At 49.0% G+C, this 18,483-nt stretch carries 22 protein-coding genes; 9 read left to right on the top strand and 13 right to left on the bottom strand.

Annotated features, from left to right (window positions below; genetic code table 11):
* Window positions 1-31: 31 nt before the first annotated feature.
* Window positions 32-835: a glucosamine-6-phosphate deaminase gene (gene nagB / locus D0B88_RS17560; RefSeq protein WP_151058766.1), complete on the top strand. Its 804-nt coding sequence runs from the start codon at window positions 32-34 to the stop codon at window positions 833-835.
* 90 nt (window positions 836-925) lie between these two features.
* On the opposite strand, the gene D0B88_RS17555 is transcribed toward nagB, so the two are convergent.
* A complete protein-coding gene (locus D0B88_RS17555; RefSeq protein WP_151058764.1) occupies window positions 926-1,978 on the bottom strand; it encodes a LacI family DNA-binding transcriptional regulator in 1,053 nt (350 codons plus the stop codon).
* Window positions 1,979-2,234: 256 nt separating this feature from the next.
* Between D0B88_RS17555 and D0B88_RS17550 the strand changes: the two genes are divergently transcribed.
* Complete coding sequence (locus tag D0B88_RS17550; protein WP_151058762.1) at window positions 2,235-3,074, top strand: GTP-binding protein; 840 nt, start codon at window positions 2,235-2,237, stop codon at window positions 3,072-3,074.
* Window positions 3,075-3,164: 90 nt separating this feature from the next.
* On the opposite strand, the gene D0B88_RS17545 is transcribed toward D0B88_RS17550, so the two are convergent.
* Window positions 3,165-3,479: a DUF1244 domain-containing protein gene (locus tag D0B88_RS17545; protein ID WP_007643234.1), complete on the bottom strand. Its 315-nt coding sequence runs from the start codon at window positions 3,477-3,479 to the stop codon at window positions 3,165-3,167.
* A 239-nt stretch (window positions 3,480-3,718) separates the two neighbouring features.
* Here D0B88_RS17545 and motA point away from each other — a divergent pair, with 239 nt between their 5' ends.
* Together motA and motB are read left to right on the top strand one after the other, a co-directional pair.
* Window positions 3,719-4,576 (top strand): flagellar motor stator protein MotA, encoded by an 858-nt coding sequence (gene motA / locus D0B88_RS17540; protein ID WP_040392543.1) that lies wholly within the window; start codon window positions 3,719-3,721, stop codon window positions 4,574-4,576.
* Window positions 4,577-4,588: 12 nt separating this feature from the next.
* Window positions 4,589-5,560, top strand: coding sequence for a flagellar motor protein MotB (motB, locus tag D0B88_RS17535; RefSeq protein WP_151058760.1), 972 nt, complete (start codon window positions 4,589-4,591; stop codon window positions 5,558-5,560).
* Window positions 5,561-5,625: 65 nt separating this feature from the next.
* On the opposite strand, the gene yjgA is transcribed toward motB, so the two are convergent.
* From yjgA to D0B88_RS17480, 11 genes are all read right to left on the bottom strand, one after another.
* Window positions 5,626-6,144: a ribosome biogenesis factor YjgA gene (yjgA, locus tag D0B88_RS17530; RefSeq protein WP_151058758.1), complete on the bottom strand. Its 519-nt coding sequence runs from the start codon at window positions 6,142-6,144 to the stop codon at window positions 5,626-5,628.
* Between the two features lie 151 nt (window positions 6,145-6,295).
* The gene (locus tag D0B88_RS17525) at window positions 6,296-6,568 is read right to left on the bottom strand and encodes an HPr family phosphocarrier protein (protein WP_007643225.1); all 273 of its coding nucleotides are present in this window, start codon (window positions 6,566-6,568) and stop codon (window positions 6,296-6,298) included.
* Between the two features lie 3 nt (window positions 6,569-6,571).
* Window positions 6,572-7,441, bottom strand: a complete 870-nt coding sequence (gene rapZ / locus D0B88_RS17520) for an RNase adapter RapZ (protein WP_040392346.1) — start codon at window positions 7,439-7,441, stop codon at window positions 6,572-6,574.
* Between the two features lie 12 nt (window positions 7,442-7,453).
* Entirely contained in the window at window positions 7,454-7,903 is a 450-nt protein-coding gene (gene ptsN / locus D0B88_RS17515; RefSeq protein ID WP_007643223.1) for a PTS IIA-like nitrogen regulatory protein PtsN, read from the bottom strand.
* Between the two features lie 76 nt (window positions 7,904-7,979).
* The gene (gene hpf, locus D0B88_RS17510) at window positions 7,980-8,270 is read right to left on the bottom strand and encodes a ribosome hibernation-promoting factor, HPF/YfiA family (RefSeq protein ID WP_007643222.1); all 291 of its coding nucleotides are present in this window, start codon (window positions 8,268-8,270) and stop codon (window positions 7,980-7,982) included.
* Window positions 8,271-8,374: 104 nt separating this feature from the next.
* Window positions 8,375-10,027 (bottom strand): RNA polymerase factor sigma-54, encoded by a 1,653-nt coding sequence (locus tag D0B88_RS17505; protein WP_151058756.1) that lies wholly within the window; start codon window positions 10,025-10,027, stop codon window positions 8,375-8,377.
* Between the two features lie 167 nt (window positions 10,028-10,194).
* Entirely contained in the window at window positions 10,195-10,920 is a 726-nt protein-coding gene (lptB, locus tag D0B88_RS17500) for an LPS export ABC transporter ATP-binding protein (protein ID WP_151058754.1), read from the bottom strand.
* A 5-nt stretch (window positions 10,921-10,925) separates the two neighbouring features.
* Entirely contained in the window at window positions 10,926-11,483 is a 558-nt protein-coding gene (lptA, locus tag D0B88_RS17495) for a lipopolysaccharide transport periplasmic protein LptA (RefSeq protein ID WP_007643218.1), read from the bottom strand.
* On the bottom strand, window positions 11,470-12,081 hold the full coding sequence (gene lptC, locus D0B88_RS17490; protein WP_151058752.1) for an LPS export ABC transporter periplasmic protein LptC: 612 nt from the start codon (window positions 12,079-12,081) through the stop codon (window positions 11,470-11,472). The genes lptA and lptC overlap by 14 nt, the downstream gene beginning before the upstream one ends.
* A gap of 3 nt (window positions 12,082-12,084) precedes the next feature.
* A complete protein-coding gene (locus tag D0B88_RS17485; protein WP_007643216.1) occupies window positions 12,085-12,624 on the bottom strand; it encodes an HAD family hydrolase in 540 nt (179 codons plus the stop codon).
* A 31-nt stretch (window positions 12,625-12,655) separates the two neighbouring features.
* Window positions 12,656-13,627, bottom strand: a complete 972-nt coding sequence (locus D0B88_RS17480) for a KpsF/GutQ family sugar-phosphate isomerase (RefSeq protein ID WP_007643215.1) — start codon at window positions 13,625-13,627, stop codon at window positions 12,656-12,658.
* 273 nt (window positions 13,628-13,900) lie between these two features.
* On the opposite strand from D0B88_RS17480, the gene D0B88_RS17475 reads away from it, so the two are divergent.
* The 5 genes from D0B88_RS17475 to hisD all read left to right on the top strand — a co-directional run bounded on the left by D0B88_RS17475 (window position 13,901) and on the right by hisD (window position 18,453).
* Entirely contained in the window at window positions 13,901-14,560 is a 660-nt protein-coding gene (locus tag D0B88_RS17475; protein ID WP_007643212.1) for a phospholipid-binding protein MlaC, read from the top strand.
* Window positions 14,561-14,767: 207 nt separating this feature from the next.
* Window positions 14,768-15,013, top strand: coding sequence for a BolA family protein (locus D0B88_RS17470; protein ID WP_151058750.1), 246 nt, complete (start codon window positions 14,768-14,770; stop codon window positions 15,011-15,013).
* Between the two features lie 103 nt (window positions 15,014-15,116).
* Window positions 15,117-16,382, top strand: coding sequence for a UDP-N-acetylglucosamine 1-carboxyvinyltransferase (gene murA / locus D0B88_RS17465; RefSeq protein ID WP_007643210.1), 1,266 nt, complete (start codon window positions 15,117-15,119; stop codon window positions 16,380-16,382).
* A 13-nt stretch (window positions 16,383-16,395) separates the two neighbouring features.
* Window positions 16,396-17,031: an ATP phosphoribosyltransferase gene (gene hisG / locus D0B88_RS17460; protein ID WP_151058748.1), complete on the top strand. Its 636-nt coding sequence runs from the start codon at window positions 16,396-16,398 to the stop codon at window positions 17,029-17,031.
* 114 nt (window positions 17,032-17,145) lie between these two features.
* Window positions 17,146-18,453, top strand: coding sequence for a histidinol dehydrogenase (gene hisD, locus D0B88_RS17455; RefSeq protein WP_151058746.1), 1,308 nt, complete (start codon window positions 17,146-17,148; stop codon window positions 18,451-18,453).
* Window positions 18,454-18,483: the final 30 nt, after the last annotated feature.

The raw sequence follows: 18,483 nt of genomic DNA, 5'->3' as shown, positions 1-18,483 counted from the left end.
TTTTAGTTAATGCCACTCACTGGAGTGTTCGATGAAAGTTGTAATTTTAAAAGATGCTGCCGCTGTTGCGCGTTATGGTGCAGATATTTTTATCCAACAAATTAATCAAAAACCTGATTCAGTTTTGGGTTTGGCGACGGGTTCCACGCCGGTTGCACTCTATAAAGAGTTGATTGCTGCTTATAAAAATGCTCAGGTTTCATTTAGACGTGTGAGCAGTTTTAATCTGGATGAATACCTTGGCTTGCCATCAAGCCATCCGCAAAGTTATCGCTATTTTATGAATCAACAGTTGTTTGATCATGTTGATATCGACAAGGCGCAAACTCATGTTCCGCCGGGTGATGCGCAAGATCCGTTTAACGCTTGCGAAATTTATGAAGCGGCCATTAAACACAAAGGTGGTATTGATATTCAATTACTCGGCATTGGTCGCAACGGGCATATTGGTTTTAATGAGCCATCTTCGTCACTTATGTCTCGCACGCGAGTAAAAACCTTAACGCGCGCGACTATCGAAGACAACGCCCGTTTTTTTGGCGCAGACGAATACCAGCCCCATCTATCCATCACCATGGGTATAGGTACAATTCTCGAATCAAAAAAAGTGGTGCTACTCGCCACGGGTGAAAATAAAGCTGAGGCAATTAAAGCAACAGTCGAAGGGCCATTAACCGCCGCTTGCCCGGCATCGGCCTTACAGTTGCATCAACAGGTGGTGTTAGTAATTGATGAAGCGGCTGCTTCGCAGCTGTCGGATGTGGATTTTTACAAACATATCGAAATAGAAAATCAAAAATTATTGGAAAGATTGGAGCAATTGAAACTTCGTTGATTCACACTTCCGTTAGAGTATCGCTAAAAACTAAAAAGGCCGACTTGCAACAAGTCGGCCTTTTTATTGATTGGTATCTGAGTTATTGAACTAGCGTTTAGTCGGGGCTGGGCAGGTGGAGTCACGCACAATTAACTGCGGATAAAAACCTTCACTCTCCACATCGCGGTGCGCGCGAATTGTGTCAATTAACAGCCCGGTCGCCCGTTCAGCAATCGTGGTATTGGGTTGCTGTGCAGTGGTGAGGTTGGGCCAGGCTTGACGCGAGAAGGGGCTGTCTTCAAAGCCGACAATAGAAAGTTGCTGTGGAACTTCCACGCCTTGAATCCGCGCGGCAAATAAAGTGCCCGCGGCTATTTCGTCGTTACAGGCAAATACAGCTGTAGGTTTTAAGTTGGATGCCAATAGTTGGCGAGTGCGTTTTACCCCTGATTCAAACGAATATTCACCGGGGATAATTAATTTTTTATCGAGTGTAATTTTGTTGGCTTTGAGTGCGGCTTTGTAGCCTTCCAAGCGTTCAATACTGGATTTATGGGTTTCTTCACCACCTAAAAAGGCGATAGATTTGTGACCAAGGTCGATCAGGTATTGGGTAATTTTGTAAGCTGCTGTGCGGTCGTCGATAAAAATACAGGGGCCTTTTTTATCGGGCGGCTGTGAGCCGGACAGAATGCGCACAAATGGGATTTTACGTTTGCCCAGTGCAGAGAGTACCTCAGGCATTTCCGACATGGGTGGTGTGAGTACCAAGCCGCCTACTTGACTGCGATCTACCATGTTCAACACTTCATCGATAATGTCGTCGGCTTTGGAATCGCAGGGGTGAATCACCAACTCATAACCCTGACGGCGACATTCGCCCAATATGCCTTTTTGCATATCGATCACGTAGTTGCTGTTGGGGTTGTCGTAAATAAAACCGATGGAAGAGGCCGCCCCACGCAGTAACCGCGCAGATAGATTCGGTTGGTAGTTCAGCGCCTTGACCGCCTGCATCACTTTTTCCTGCAGCTCTTGCCCAACCGTACCCTCTTTATTAATGACGCGCGATACGGTTTTAAACGAGACGCCAGCCAGTTTGGCGACATCTTTAATCGTGGCTTTGGACTTGGGTGCGTGTTTATCGACACTGGTTTTCATAGTGGTAGGTTTCAGTTGATCAGTAAAGTGCTAGGTTAGAGCTTAGGCTGGCAGAGCGCAATCATTTCACTGGCTGTGACACCACTGATTAGCCCGGTAAATCAGTGAGGCCACGCAAGGATATGTAAAACATTTTGGATCTGTATATCAGCAGTGGCACCATGAACGCGCAAACAGATGTGGATGCGCCGACTGTTGCACAAGTGTTATTGCTGCGCGTGTTCGTGTTGACCCATAACCATAATGAGGTTTATCCATGAAAAAATTCTCTACGCTCATCGTTTTATCATTTAGTTTGTTATTTGCTGGCGCTCAGGCTCAGGCTGCCAAACAATTGGAATCACTGTGGCAAACGATCGATTTACCCACGCCCGAGTCAGTGCTTTATGTGGCCGACAAAAAGGCGCCCTACCTGTTTGTAGCATTGATTGACGGGCAGGGTAATGTGGCTGACGGCAAAGGTGGCATCACAAAATTAGCCACCGATGGCAAAGTAATCGATAAAAACTGGATTAGCGGGCTCAACGCGCCCAAAGGTATGGCGCTGCACGAGAATTACCTCTATGTGGCCGATATTACCGAACTGGTCATTATTGATATCAAAAAACAGAAAGTTATCAAAAAAATTCCTGTTGCCGATTCAGTTTTTTTAAATGATGTGACGGTAAATTCTTCCGGTGTGGTGTTTGTATCTGACACGCGCACGAATAAAGTCCACCGCTATCTGGATGGTAAAATCGAACTCTATTTGGATAAGGTCAGCAGCGCCAATGGCCTGAAAGCCTTAGGTTCTACCCTGGTGGTAGGCGCTGGCCAAGAGTTAATATTGGTTGATGCAGACAAAAATCGTGCGGTGATTGCCAAAGGGTTTGAGTCAGGAATTGACGGTATAGAAATGATTGAGCGCGGTGAGTTTATTGTGTCTTGCTGGGTGGGCTTGGTGTATTACGTTCACAGCGATGGTCGTCTTGAATTGTTGATCGATTCACGCGAACAAAAAATCAATACGGCGGACATCGGTTACGACCCCAATACCCAGCAGCTGTTTGTGCCCAATTTTTTCAAAAATACGGTGACAGCGTATCAATTGAAATAATCCCTGCAATTAATCGCCCCACTGCTTATGGGGTCTGCTAAAAGCCGTTGCAGTTGCAACGGCTTTTTATTGTCTCGATATTTGTGTTGGCTAATCTTTTTTGTTCATTTCCTGCGCAAATTTTGCCTGTTGTTCCGGCGAAGCTTCCGTTTGAAATTGTGTTTTCCATTCACTGTAGGGCATACCATAAATGTGTGTGCGCGCATCTTCATAATCGAGTTCAAGCTGTTGTTCTGCTCCGGCGGCTACATACCATTTGCTTAAGCAATTGCGGCAAAACCCGGCGAGGTTCATCAAGTCGATATTTTGCGCATCTTTGCGACTATCCAAGTGTGCAACCAAGCGACGAAAGGCGGCGGCTTCCAATTTTTCCCGCATGGCGGGGCTGAGATCTTCAATTTTCATAGGTTGATACTCGAGTAAATTAAAACGGTGCCGATATTCTACGATGCTTTATCTGAATCAGGGGTAATTGCTGTGTTGCCGTCGTCTGTTATGGATTAAATCCTGTTCTTGTCTTGATCCTCAATTCAAGCTGCCTATACTCAAACGGTACTGTTAAGCTTGTCGCCTGAATTGTTTTGTTATTTCACGGGTTGCTTATCTCTTCGGGGCAAACCTGTTTTTGGATTGGGGGTTTTTGCGTGAATATCATTTTGGGCATTATTGTTGTCCTCGGTTGTGTTATCGGTGGCTTTGTTGTCCATGGCGGTAACCCAATGGCGCTGATGTCGCCCATCGAGGTATTGATTATCTGCGGAGCATCTTTCGGGGCAATGATTATTGGTAATCCGCTGTCGGTGACTATGGGGGTTATCAAATCCGGCGGCTCATTGATGACGCCCTCCAAATTCAACAAGGTGTTTTACCTGGAGCTGCTGACGCTGCTCTATGACATCCTCAACAAAACTCGACGTGAAGGTTTGATGGCCATTGAGGGTGATATCGAAGAGCCCGACTCCAGTCCTATTTTTGCTAATTACCCTTCTATTTTGAAAGATCACCATATCGTTGAATTCATCTGCGATTACCTGCGCATTATGGTGGCAGGCAATATGGCGCCCCATGAACTGGAGTCACTCATGGAGCAGGAGCTTGATGGTCATCATCAGGAAGCCTCTGTAGTGCCTGGTGCCATTCAGAATGCGGCAGATGGTTTGCCCGGTTTTGGGATTGTCGCGGCCGTGCTCGGGGTAATTATTACTATGGGTAAAATTGGTGGGCCACCAGCGGAAATTGGCGCTGCTGTAGCGGCGGCTCTGGTGGGGACATTGCTCGGTATTTTGTTTGCCTACGGTTTCATCGCACCATTTGCGAGTTATTTACAGGGCAAGGTACGCGACGAGAGCCGTTCCTACGAATGTGTAAAAGCGGTACTGGTTGCTTCCATGAACGGAGTACCACCGCAGGTCGCGGTCGAGTTTGGTCGTAAGGTTCTTTTCCACAGTGTTCGCCCCAGCTTTAAAGAGCTGGAAGAGCAATATCGCGCCAGCAAGAAGTAAGGTCGATTTTTTATGGAAAAGAATTCAGCTCAGCAACCCATCATCATCAAAAAGAAAAAGGGCCATGGCCATGGTCATCATGGTGGTTCATGGAAGGTTGCGCTCGCCGACTTTATGACGGCGATGATGGCGTTTTTTTTGTTGATGTGGCTATTGGGTAGTACTACACCAGAGGAAAAAAAGGCCATTTCTGGTTATTTTGTGGATCCGGGTAGCCCCTATGTGGTGGGCGAGGGCGGTGCTAACCCTGGTTTGATCAGCTTGGACCAGCCCGTGCAACCTTCTACCCCTACTGAAGCCCAAGAGGCTCCCGCGCAGGATGTGAATGAAGAGCAGCTTAAAAAGGAAATGGAGCGCATTGAAAATGAGCAGCTGGAAGAGCTAAAAAAACAACTGGAGACGGAGATTAACGCGCTCGATTCGGTGTTCCAACAAATTAAGGATCAGATCCTCATCGATTTTACCGCGTTGGGTTTACGCATCCAGATCGTCGATAAGGATCAGCGGCCGATGTTCGATGTGGGAAGTGCCAACCTCAAACCTTATTCGGTGGATGTGTTGAACGCCCTTGCACCTATCCTCAATAAAGTGCAAAACAAAATCAGCATCACTGGCCATACAGATTCAACACCTTACGGTGTTGGAGCTACCTACACTAATTGGGAGTTATCTGCTGATCGCGCCAATGCCGCGCGCCGCGCGTTGTTGCAGGGATCTTATCCAGAAGAAAAAGTAGCCACCGTTCAGGGTATGGGCTCAGCCGCTCCCTTTCTGGTGGATCGCCCGAATGAACCCATTAACCGCCGCATCGCCATTATTGTGCTGAAAAAAGCGGTGGCCGATGCTTTGGGTAGCGGGGCAGGTATAGACAGCAGCAAGCTGATCAACAGCAGTGATACCTTCACAACACCACCGCCAGCCGGCCCTAAGATTTTGTCGCCAACAGAGGTGAATGACGCGATTGATGCGGCCAATGCGCCCTGATGTAATTCCAATTGCCATAATGAAAAAGCCCGGATCATGTCCGGGCTTTTTCATTATGGGCAGTCTCAGTCTTGTGCAGCGAGTTGATCGCGAATGAAACCGAACAGTTTGCGTGCATTGGCTGGCGGTTTGTTCTCCTCTCGCTCCTTTTGCGCAGCGCGAACCAGTTGGCGTAAATGTTGTACATCAAGACCTGGGCAGGATGTTACCAGTGTCTGGAATATCTGTTTGTCACCTTCAATCAGCAAGTCTCGGTAGCGTTCGATCTGGTGTTGGCGATGCACGTATTGATCGCTGCGGTTTTGCATTTTATCAACCGCTGCTTTGATCTCCTCGTGATTGCCCTCGCGCATCAAACGGCCAATGTATTGAATCTGGCGACGACGTGCTTCTTTAGGGGGGAGTTTGCGCGCAATGTAAATTGCATCCAGCATTGTGTCGCTCAGGGGAATACTGGCGAGCTGCTTTTCGTTCATATCAATGAGACTTTCACCCAGCGCTTGCAGTGCATGCATATCGCGTTTCACTTGCGATTTGCTGAGGATGTAGTCATCGGGATTGATGTCGTCGTAGTTATAAACCATAAAAATATCTGTATTGATCGGGTGAGTAGCGGCTGGTGTGCAGATTTATCTGCCAATCGATTGCCGATAACAAGGGAAACGGTGTAAAAGGTCGCGCAGCTTAGTGCACTCAAGCGGTAGTAACAACCGCTTTAGATTAACAATAGAGTATTTATTCGCCTTCTTCAAAGCGATCAGCAATGAGTGCACGGATGGCAGTCATTGCCGCCTCGGCATCATCACCTTCTGTGCTCACTTCCAGGCGGCTGCCACAGCTGGCGGCAAGAAGCATTAATGACATAACACTTTTGGCATCGGCCCATACGCCGTCACTCACCCGCGCTTGCACATTAGCCTGAAACTGGTTGGCTAAGGTGGCAAGTTTCGCGGCAGCGCGTGCATGCAGTCCGCGTTTATTAATGATGTCGAGAGTTTCAATTGCCATGATTTAATGTTTTTTGTGTTTATTGATATCGCGATGTCGAACCTGAACATCACTAAAACTCTGGTCAAAATAGCGTTGTAGCTTTTCTGCCAGGTAAACAGACCTATGCTGGCCACCCGTACATCCCACTGCAATGGTGATGTAACTACGATTGTTCGCCTGATAGCGCGGCAGCCAGCGTGCCAAATAGTGCTCGATGTCGTCGTACATCTCTTTGACGGTAATCTGTTCCTCCAAAAATTCGATTACATCCTGATCTTTGCCAGTAAGCGGGCGCAGGTTAGGTTTCCAGTGGGGGTTGGGAAGGCAACGTGCGTCAAATACCAGATCGGCGTTTACCGGAATACCATGTTTGAAGCCAAAGGATTCAAACAAAATCGCCATCGTCGATTCGCTGCGGCCTACAACACGTTCTTTTACCAAGTCGCGCAATTCGTGCAAATTTAAATGACTGGTATCTATGACCTGATCGGCACAATCGCGAATAGGTTCAAGCAGCTGCTGCTCTGCGGCGATGGATTCCTCAAGGCTGGTGTGTTTATCCGACAGCGGATGCTTGCGCCTGGTTTCGCTAAAACGTTGGATAAGTACGGCAGGTTGAGAATCCAGAAACAGGGTTTGAAATGGCAGGTGCGCTTCTTTCAGTGTACTTATCATCTGCGGGAATATATTCAGATCCTGCCAGGCGTTGCGCACATCAATGCCGATTGCAAAACGCTGTTGGTCATCTTTATGAATTTGTATTTGTGCAACCAGCGCGGGTAGCAGGCTGACTGGTAGATTGTCGATGCAGTTAAAGCCTACATCTTCAAGGACATGCAGGGCGGTACTTTTTCCTGAGCCTGAAAGCCCGCTTACAATCACGAGGTGCATGGTATTGACCTGCTAAGGCGCTATAGCGACCTGATAAAGTGCGGCATCGCTATCGGCAGCACGCAAACGCTGGCGATAGTCAGCATTATTCAGCGCCCCAGCCAGAGCGGCCAGTGTTTGTAGATGCTCATCATGAGCATCTTCGGGCACTAACATGGCGAAGAGAATGTCCACAGGCTGGGAATCTATGGCATCAAAGTCAATCGGGTCAGCCAATGTCAGGAGTGCACCGATCGTGCCGCTGCAGTTTTCAACCCTGCAATGCGGAATGGCAATGCCGTGTCCTATACCGGTTGAGCCAAGTCGCTCGCGACCAATCAAACGGCGAAATAACTCATCGGCATCAATGCCAGGAACATCCTGTGCGATGGCGTTGGCCAGTAGTTCCAGAGCACGTTTTTTGCTGCCGCCTTCAACGGCACACAAGGTTCGGCCGGGGCTAATAAGATTTTGAATTTGCATGGTAGGAGGTGATTACCAGGAATCTCTCAATTGTTGAGGCAGTGAGCGGAGATGATCTCGCTGCCTCCAGGGTGGGTTAGCGATGACTACGCATCTTTTCTTTGTGCTTGATTAATTGGCGGTCCAGCTTATCGGCCAATGAATCAATTGCTGCGTACAGATCTTCGTGAGTGGCATCCGCAAACAAATCTTTGCCGCTGACATGGATGGTTGCTTCTGCTTTTTGAATCAACTTATCGACGGAGAGGATGACGTGAGTACTGGTAATGCGATCGTGGTGGTGGCTCAGGCGCTCAATTTTGCTGCTGACATAGTCTTTCAGCGAATCGGTAACTTCCAAATGATGACCACTGATATTTATTTGCATAGATACTTCCTCTCGATAGAAACAAAATGGTTGTGATCAGCACAACCTAACAGCTCGTCCGTGATTTTCTTCCGAATTTCGTATTTATAACCGGTTAATGATAATTAAATGGTTTTCCGCTCATTAGAGGGTGGAATATTCAGCGACTCGCGATATTTTGCAATGGTACGACGCGCTACCTGAATTCCCTGTTCCGCGAGCAGGTCGGTGATTTTGCTATCGCTCAACGGTTTTTTGGGGTTTTCCGCACTCACCAACTTTTTAATAATTGCGCGAATCGCTGTTGAAGAGCACTCGCCGCCGCTATCGGTACTAACATGGCTGGAGAAAAAGTATTTCAGTTCGAAGATACCCTGCGGTGTGTGCATATATTTCTGGGTGGTTACCCGCGAAATAGTGGATTCATGCATCTCAACAATTTCAGCGATATCGTGCAGCACCAGCGGCTTCATGGCTTCGGGGCCGTAATCGAGAAACCCGCGTTGTTTTTCCACAATACAACTGGCTACTTTAAGCAGAGTCTCATTGCGGCTCTGTAAACTTTTCAGGAACCAGCGGGCTTCTTGCAAATTATCCTTGAGAAATGTGTTGTCGCTGCTCGAGTCCGCGCGCTTTACCATGGAGGCATAATTGGAATTGATACGCAGGCGCGGTGCAATTTCCGGGTTTAATTCAACAATCCAGCGGCCATCGCGCTTTTCAACGAACACATCCGGTACTACATATTCCGTGTCACCACTGGCAATAATATCGCCTGGGCGAGGGTTTAGGCTTTGGATCAGGGTGATGGCCTGGCTCAACTCGGCCTCTTTCAGTTTGGTGCGGCGCATTAACTGACGGTAGTCGCGACTACCCAATATAGGCAAGTAAAGTTTGGCGATTAATTTTGCCGAATCCAAAAAGGGTGTTTTGGGGTCAAACTGTTGTAACTGCACCAATAAACATTCAGATAAGTTTTGGCTGCACACACCGCAGGGATCAAACTGCTGCAGCCGGTGTTGAACTGCAACAACTTCATCCAGTTCCAGCTCTTCAAAATCGCCACGCATTCCTTCGAATATTTCTTCGATGGTAATAGACAGCATGCCGCTGGGTTCAACCGCGTCGATAATTGCCATCGCTAACACCCGGTCGCGATCTGACATGGGCGTTAAATTGAGTTGCCACATCAAATGATCATAGAGTGAGTCGGTAACAGCGCGACGACTTTCAAAATCATTGTCTTCATTATCGTAGTTGCTGGAGCTGCCGGTTGATGAGGTTTGGTAAACATCGTCCCAGCTGGTATCTACCGGTAAATCGCTGGGAATCGAGTCGCTCCAGTCACCGCTGTCGGCGCTGAAACTATCGCCTTCACCATAGACATCGCTATCACCAAAGGATTCCCCATCGCTAAAGCTTTCGCCCTCGCCAAAACTTTCAGATTCGCCGTAGCCAGGTTCGTTGAAGTTATCAGCGGTTGATGACGAGAAATTGTCGCTGGCACTGAAGTCGGCGCTATTGTCGGTGCCGGATTCTGCAGCAATTTCCTGTTGGCGGGTGTAATCAATCTTATCGTCCGCACTGCCTTCATAATCGCTGCTGGTAGTTGCTGAGTCAAAACCTTCCTCAACTTCCAGCATGGGATTGGATTCGAGTGCCTCCTGGATTTCCTGTTGAAGATCCAGCGTGGAGAGCTGCAAAAGACGTATCGCCTGTTGCAGTTGGGGAGTCATTGTCAGCTGTTGGCCGAGTTTAAGCTGGAGAGATTGTTTCATTGTTGTAGCAACAAACCCTTATTTAACGCGGGATGGAAAACATCTGTTAGGTGGAGTTTAGTCAGGGTTTGCGCTTCAAGCAACATACTTAAGCAAGCTTTATGCCTAGTAGCCAAATAATATTACTTGTCAAGTTGTTTGTCGGGTGGTTAAGGCGTTTGTTGAACTCACAGGCGAAAGTGTTCGCCCAGATAGACTTCGCGGACTTTGCTGTTACTCAACACTGTATCGGCATCACCTTCGGCAATAATGTGCCCTTCGCTTACGATATAGGCCGTCTCGCAGATGTCCAAGGTCTCGCGTACATTGTGGTCGGTAATAAGAACGCCAATCCCGCGATCTTTGAGGTGACGGACTATTTCTTTGATGTCGTTAACCGAAATCGGGTCAACACCCGCAAAGGGTTCATCGAGCAGGATAAATTTAGGGTCTGTCGCCAGTGCGCGGGCGATTTCTACCCGGCGCCGCTCACCACCTGAGAGTGCCATGCCAAGGCTGTCGCGAATATGGGTGATGTGAAATTCGTTCAGCAGTGCTTCCAGTTTTTCTGCGCGTGCTTCCCGATCCAGGTCTTTGCGAGTCTCAAGGATCGCCATAATGTTATCGGCGACGGTAAGTTTGCGGAAAATGGATGCTTCTTGTGGCAAATAACCAATACCGGCACGTGCGCGTCCATGAATTGGCAGTTGGGTGATATCGCGATCATCAATTAATACGCTGCCATTATCTGCCGGTACTAAACCGGCGATCATATAAAAACAGGTGGTTTTTCCGGCGCCATTAGGGCCCAGGAGCCCAACAATATGGCCGCTCTCTACTGTGATAGAGACATCGATAACCACTTTACGTTTTTTGTAGCTCTTGGCGAGGTGTCGCGCGTGCAAACTAGGCATAGGAATCAGTTGCTATTGGCTGTGGATGAGGGGGCCTGTAGGTCTTCTGGTTTCGCGGATTTAGGGGGAATGACTATCTCTATTCGTTGTCCTTCGCCAGTGTTGTTGCCTTCTGCCTTCATCACTTCTTTGACCAGATCGTAATCGATATGTGGGCCACTCATGACGGCACCATTTTGCTCAACGGAAGCATCTTCAATGAGTAGTAAATGCTCGTTGTTGGGGGTGTAGGTAATTTGTTTGGCGGATGCGGTGACTACCCCTTGTTCTGCTTCCGGCTGTTGCTGGAATTTCGCAGGGCTGCCAGTGGCGATCATTTTTTCCACGCCACCTTCATTGTTGGTGTGGATGATGATTGAGTCGGCATTGATAATGAGTGAGCCTTGGCGGATCTCAACCGAGCCTGTGTAAGTTGCCACCCCGTTTTTTTGATCAACGGTCAGGTTGTCAGCGGAGCCGCGGATAGTTTCATTTTTGTCGCTTGGTAACGCCCAAGCTGTCACCGAACAGCATAAGCCCGCGAGCAGGGGAAGTATTTTAAGCAGTGATTTAGCGCGGTTCATAAGCGGCCTTAACTTGGGACTTTAACTGAAGCTGACTATTGGCGAAGTCTGCTTCCATGCCTTGGGCCGACATCTGGCCTTTTGCGCTGCGCATCTTAACAGCTTTGTCGGTGCGCGCGAATTGTGTCTTTGGGAATAGGTCCAGTAGGCTGGTGGTGATACGTACAACACCATTGGAGTTGGTTTGCTGTTGAATCACGACATCATCCTGCAGCCTGATGAATTCACCATTGAGTTGGCTTTTGCCTTCGCGCGCATTAACTAGCCAGGGCGCAGTAGCGTCTTTGTCGTAAAAAGCCATGGAGGGTTGTTCAAAGAATGTGTAATCGCGCTCCGAAGGGCCGTCTGCGCTGATTTGATAATGGGTTACTTGTGGTGTCGTTAGTTGATAGCGAAGTGTTCCCTCTGGACTGTATTCGCGTGTCTCCACGGATTTCATGTAGTACTGGGGAAAACCGCTGGACTCATATTGGCCAGGTTGAATGTCGTCTTTGTGCCTGAGTGAAAAGGCAAAAAACACCACCACCAAGGCAAAGGCGACTAGCCAGGGCCCCGGAATATGCTGGTGTAATCGCTGGATGCGCTGTAATAGGGCCATAATTTAGTGAGTGCTTCCAGTGAGGTAGGTATTTAAGGCGGTATCAAAGGTATTTTGTGCTTGCATTATAAGATCACAAGCTGCGCGCACCGCACCTTCACCACCGCGTTCGCTGCTTTGCCAGTGCGCGCGTTGGGCAACACTGAAATGGGCATTGGCCACAGTGAAGGCAAGGCCGACCCGTGTCATAACGGTAAGATCCGGCCAGTCATCACCCATAAAGGCAATTTCATGCAAGGCAAAGCTGTGATGCTGGAGTATTTCCTGTAGTGCATTCCACTTGTCTTCGCGGCCTTGTACTAAAATCTCGATTCCCAAATCGTTGGCGCGTTTGGCAACCAGGTTGCTGGTTCGTCCAGTAATAATCCCTACTTTAACGCCGGTTTTCTGCAGGGCTTTGATCCCTTGTCCGTCCAATGTGCTGAATGATTTAAATTCTTCGCCGCTATTGCTGAAGTAGAGGCGGCCGTCGGTAAGTACGCCATCCACATCTAACAATAAAAGTTTGATCTGTATGGCGCGCTCGCGTAATTCTGAGTTCATGCTCTGTTCCTGATGGTGCTGCAATTGCAGGTTAGATGATGCCTGCGCGCAACAAGTCATTGATTTTTACGACACCGACAAGCTGTTTTTGTTCGTTGCTGACCAGTAGTACGTTTATTTTTGCTTCTTCCATTACCGCTAATGCTTCAGCAGCGAGCATGTTCTCGCGCAGAATTTTGGGGGTGGTGTTCATTAACTCGTATGTTTTAGCGCTGCGCACATCTACACCGCGATCAATACTGCGGCGTAAATCGCCATCGGTAAATATACCAAGTAGTTCATTATCGCTATTCATGACGGTTGTCATGCCAAAGCCTTTTTCTGACATCACCATTAATGCATCAAGTAGCGGTGTTTCAGGGGAGACGCGCGGTATATCACCGCCGGTATGCATGACATCTGAGAGGCGCAGCAGTAGTTTGCGTCCCAGCGCGCCACCGGGGTGAGAGAAGGCAAAATCTTCCGCGGTAAAACCGCGTGCTTCCAGCAGTGCAATGGCGAGAGCATCGCCCATTACCAATGTGGCAGTGGTGCTGGAGGTGGGGGCTAAATCGAGTGGGCAGGCCTCGTGAACTACACTGATGTCGAGGTTCACTTCAGCGACTTCGCCCAATGTGGATTGGGCATTGGCGGTCATGCTGATAATTTTGATTCCCGCGCGTTTTAATAGTGGCAACAGGGTAACAATTTCGCTGGATGTGCCGGAATAGGAAATGGCCAGCACTATGTCGCTTTTGGTGATCATGCCCAGATCACCGTGACTTGCCTCGCCGGGATGAACAAAAAAGGCAGGGGTGCCTGTGCTTGCCAGTGTGGCTGCGATTTTTTTGCCAATATGACCGGATTTACCCATTCCGGTCACTATAACTCTGCCGCTACAGGCCATTATCAACGCGCACGCACGGGTGAAGTTGGCATCGATGCGCTCACTTAATGCGTTAACGGCTTCTGCTTCAAGGCGGATAGTGCGTAGTGCAGAGCTAAGATAATCAAAACTGGCCATGTGACTATTCCAAAAAGCGGGAGGGCATTATAGCGGTCATGTTCGCCAAGGCGAGGGGCTGCGATGTTTTTTCCGCTTTAGCGGTTATCGAGCGGCAGATCAAAATGCTATAGTCCGCCGCGCAAACCTGCTCGCTGCGCCTTCAGGTTAAGTTAACCTCCCCTTTGGTTCAATAAATCGCCACACCCACAATGTCCTTAAAAAGAATGGCACCATAAGGAACTAGCGCTGTCCGAGTTTCGGTCACCTTAGTCTGGCTCAGGGCCAACTTGAATGAATTCATCTGACTTAATGGAAGGTTTTACCATGAAATATCTGCTTACCAAAATATCCGGTGCTGTTCTAAGCACGTTTTTATTATTCGGCGTCCATACAGTTGCCCAAGCAGCTGACGCGAATCAAGAACCGAAAGTTATTGTTGAGTCGGTTGCACAGGAACTCTTCGGTTTGGTTAAGGAAAAAAATGCGGCTAAAACCGCAGACGATATCTATTTCAAGCAGGTAGAAAAGGTACTTGATGAAGTGGTTAACTTCCCTTTCATTGCTGCTTCAGTGATGGGCAAGTCCACCTACAGCAAGGCCACTCCCGCGCAACGGACGCAGTTCCTGAAAGTGTTTAAAGATGGCATGGTGAAATCTCTGGCTAAAGGCATTCTCGGCTATGCAGATAGCAAGGTTACACTCGCGGGTGTGGTGACCGATCCCAAAAACGCCAAGCGCGTTGTAGTAAAGCAAGAAGTAATGGCTGAAGGCACTAGTCACAAGCTTGATTACACTATGGTGCAGGGCAAGTCTGGCGAGTGGAAGCTCATCAATGTGGTTCTCAATGGGGTAAATCTTGGGCAGTCATTTAGCGGTCAGTTTAAGGCCGGCCTGAAGAAGCATAGTGGTGATATTGATCAGGTGATTGCCAACTGGCTCGTGGATGCGTGATTTGTGATCTGACCTCAGTATCTTTTTATCCTCAACCCTCAGCCCCGGCTGGGGGTTTTGCATTTCAGGGGGCGGATTTTTAAGTGCGATATGGGCGACATTCCGGTAAACTCCGCGCCTTATTTACTTATCGCTAGATTATGTTCGCCCAAGGCTGTTCACTGCCTGTGACTGCCGGGTGCGAACCAGCCATTATCGGAAAATATTATGCAAGCCGAACAAATTAAAGCCCTGATTGAAAGCCAAATCCCTGAGTGTGATGTGAAATCCGTAGAGGTGCAGGGCGATCATATAGGTTTGGTGATTGTCAGCCCGGCTTTTGCTGGCCTGACTCCTGTTAAAAAACAGCAGTTGGTATTGTCTACACTCAGTTCCCAGTTTGCCGATCGCAGTATCCATGCGGTGGACTATATCAAGGCATTTACCCCCGAGCAGTGGCAGGCCCAGCAGTAATTCCGGCTGCAGTCTTGTTCGCTCATTTCGGTGGCTATAGCGATTATTAGTCGGCTATTCCGCTTTTTTCCTCGGTGCATCTTCTTTTAATTTCAGGTTGGCAATGGATAAGTTTTTGATTTCGGGCGGCGGGCCGCTCTCTGGTGAAATTCGTATTTCAGGCTCTAAAAATGCCGGTTTGCCGCTTTTGGCGGCATCTATATTGGCCGATGGCGAGGTGCGCCTGACCAATGTTCCACACTTAAAAGACATGACCACCATGGTGCAGCTACTGCGCACCCTTGGCCTGACTATCGAGATTCAGGGCGAGCATGTGGTAATTGTCGATCCTAATACTATCAACTCCTATACCGCCTCCTACGAGCTGGTAAAAACCATGCGTGCCTCGATTCTGGTGCTCGGGCCGCTGCTTGCACGCTACGGCGAGGCTAATGTGTCCTTCCCTGGCGGCTGCGCAATTGGTTCGCGCCCGGTGGATATCCATTTGCGCGGCTTGGAGGCTATGGGGGCCAGCATCGAAATTGACGGTGGTTATATTCGCGCTCGCTCCAACGGCCGTTTGAAGGGCTGTCATTTCCTGATGGATATGGTCACCGTGGGCGGCACTGAAAACCTGCTGATGGCCGCCGTGTTGGCTGAGGGCAAAACCGTACTGGAAAACGCCGCGCGCGAACCGGAAATTGTCGACCTGGCTAATATGCTGGTCGCCATGGGCGCAAAAATTGAAGGGATAGGCACATCGACCTTGACCGTTTACGGCGTCGAAAAATTGAATGGCTGTGAATACAGTGTCATGCCTGACCGCATCGAAACCGGCACTTATTTGGTGGCTGCTGCAGCAACACGCGGCAACATCAAATTGACCCATACCCGCGCCGATATTCTCGAAGCGGTGATTTTAAAATTACAGGAAGCGGGGGCCGATATCGCCGTAGGCGAGGATTGGATCACACTGGATATGCACGGCAAGCGCCCTAAAGCCGTCAGTTTGAAAACCGCCCCTTACCCGGCGTTTCCCACCGATATGCAATCGCAATTTATGGCGATGAATGCGGTCGCTGAAGGGGTCAGCCATATCACTGAAACGATTTTTGAAAACCGTTTGGTGCAGGTGGCCGAATTGAACCGTATGGGCGCGCATATCGAGCTCGAACACAACACTGCCATTGTGACCGGTGTGGAGCGTTTGAAAGCGGCGCCGGTAATGGCATCGGACCTGCGCGCCTCGGCGAGTTTGGTGATTGCCGGTCTGGTTGCTGATGGCGAAACATTGATTGACCGCATCTACCATATCGATCGCGGTTACGAGGCGATTGAACAAAAATTCCAAAACATTGGCGCCAGTGTGCGCCGTGTTAAAGGTTCGTAAGAAGGTGGATGCCATGAGCCAAACCCTGACTATTGCGCTCACTAAAGGGCGCATTCTGGAAGAGACTTTACCGCTGCTCGCTGCAGCAGGTATTGAGCCGCTCGAAGATATGGAAAAAAGCCGCAAACTGGTGTTCGATACCACCCAGGCCAATGTGCGGTTGCTGTTATTGCGCGGCGCCGATGTGCCCACCTATGTGCAATTTGGCGCGGCGGATATGGGTATCTCGGGTAAAGATACCTTGATGGAAAACGGCGCTGAAGGCCTGTATGAGCCGCTTGATTTAAATATCGCACGCTGCAAATTGATGACTGCCGGGGTGAAGGGCGAATCACTGCCTGCGGGTCGGATCCGTGTTGCCACCAAGTACGTCAATATCGCCAAACAATATTACGCCTCACAAGGTCGCCAGACGGACATCATCAAGCTTTACGGTGCGATGGAATTGGCACCGATTATGAATCTGGCTGATGAGATTGTGGATATTGTCGATACCGGCAATACCTTGCGCGCCAATGGTTTGGAGCCGCGTGAATTTATTGCAGACATCAGTTCACGTTTGATTGTGAATAAAGCGTCAATGAAAATGAAACACGTACAAATCCAAACCATTATCGATCATATCGCTACCGCCGTAGCGGTCGATTAGTTTTCTATACCGTCCATTGCAAATGCCAATGGGTATTTGTAATGGATAGGCTGCATGATCAACCTATTATTTTTTTAGTTCACATTGTTATTGGTTTTTTTAAAAGAGAATTCCATGTCTGAATCTATCATCACCCGTTTGGATGCAAGCCAAAGCGATTTTAATCAGCGTTTGGATCAGCTGCTCGCGTGGGAATCGGTAAGCGATACCCGTGTTGCAGCAGTGGTCGATGATATTTTGCAGCAGGTAAAAATCCGTGGTGATGTAGCGGTAGTGGAATTCACTAATAAGTTTGATCGCCGCTCGGCGCAGAGCATTAATGATTTTGTGGTTACTCCCGCGCAGTTGCAGCATGCGCTGACTCAAATCAGTGCCGAGCAGCGCGTCGCATTGGAAATTGCGGCTGAGCGTATTCGCAACTATCACCAGCATCAGTTGCAAAGTTCCTGGCGCTACACTGAAGCCGACGGCACTGTGCTCGGCCAACAAATTTCAGCGATGGAGCGTGTGGGCTTATATGTGCCCGGCGGCAAAGCGTCTTACCCCTCATCGGTATTGATGAATGCTATTCCAGCGAAAGTTGCTGGCGTTGATGAATTAACCATGGTGGTACCTGCGCCCGATGGCGACATAAGCCCGATGGTATTGGCAGCGGCGGCAATCGCCGGTGTAGATCGCGTCATTACTATTGGTGGCGCGCAAGCGGTTGCGGCACTGGCTTATGGCACAGAAACTATTGCCAAGGTCGATAAAATTGTCGGCCCCGGCAATATTTATGTAGCTACCGCCAAGCGAGCAGTATTTGGTCAGGTGGCTATTGATATGATCGCCGGCCCTTCAGAAATTTTAGTGGTGTGCGACGGCCTGACCGATCCGGATTGGATCGCGATGGATTTATTTAGTCAGGCGGAACATGACGAGCAGGCGCAATCAATTTTGCTGTGCCCGGATGCCGATTATTTAAATAAAGTGGAGGCGTCGCTCAAACGTTTATTGCCAACGCTGGCGCGCGAAACGATTGCGAGTGTGTCATTAAAAAATCGCGGCGCATTAATTAAAGTTGCCGATATGGAGCAAGCCATTGCGGTGAGTAATCGCATTGCACCGGAACATTTGGAGTTGTCGGTTGCTGATCCAGAATCGTTGTTGCCGCAGGTGCGTCACGCTGGTGCCATTTTTATGGGGCGTTTTACTCCGGAAGCACTCGGTGATTATTGCGCTGGCCCCAACCACGTATTGCCCACGTCGGGTACTGCGCGTTTTTCATCGCCGCTGGGGGTGTACGATTTCCAAAAGCGCAGCTCAATTATTATGTGTTCGGCAGCGGGTGCATCAGTGTTATCGAAGACAGCATCAGTACTGGCGCGCAGTGAATATCTGGAAGCGCATGCGCGCTCGGCGGAATACCGGATTGTCGATTAATTATTTGTTGATAGCGATGAAATAAAAATG

The organism is Cellvibrio sp. KY-YJ-3, from assembly GCF_008806955.1.
Taxonomy (GTDB): Bacteria; Pseudomonadota; Gammaproteobacteria; order Pseudomonadales; family Cellvibrionaceae; genus Cellvibrio.
Note: the sequence above shows the minus strand (reverse complement) of the source record. Positions and strands in the feature narration are given on the sequence as shown.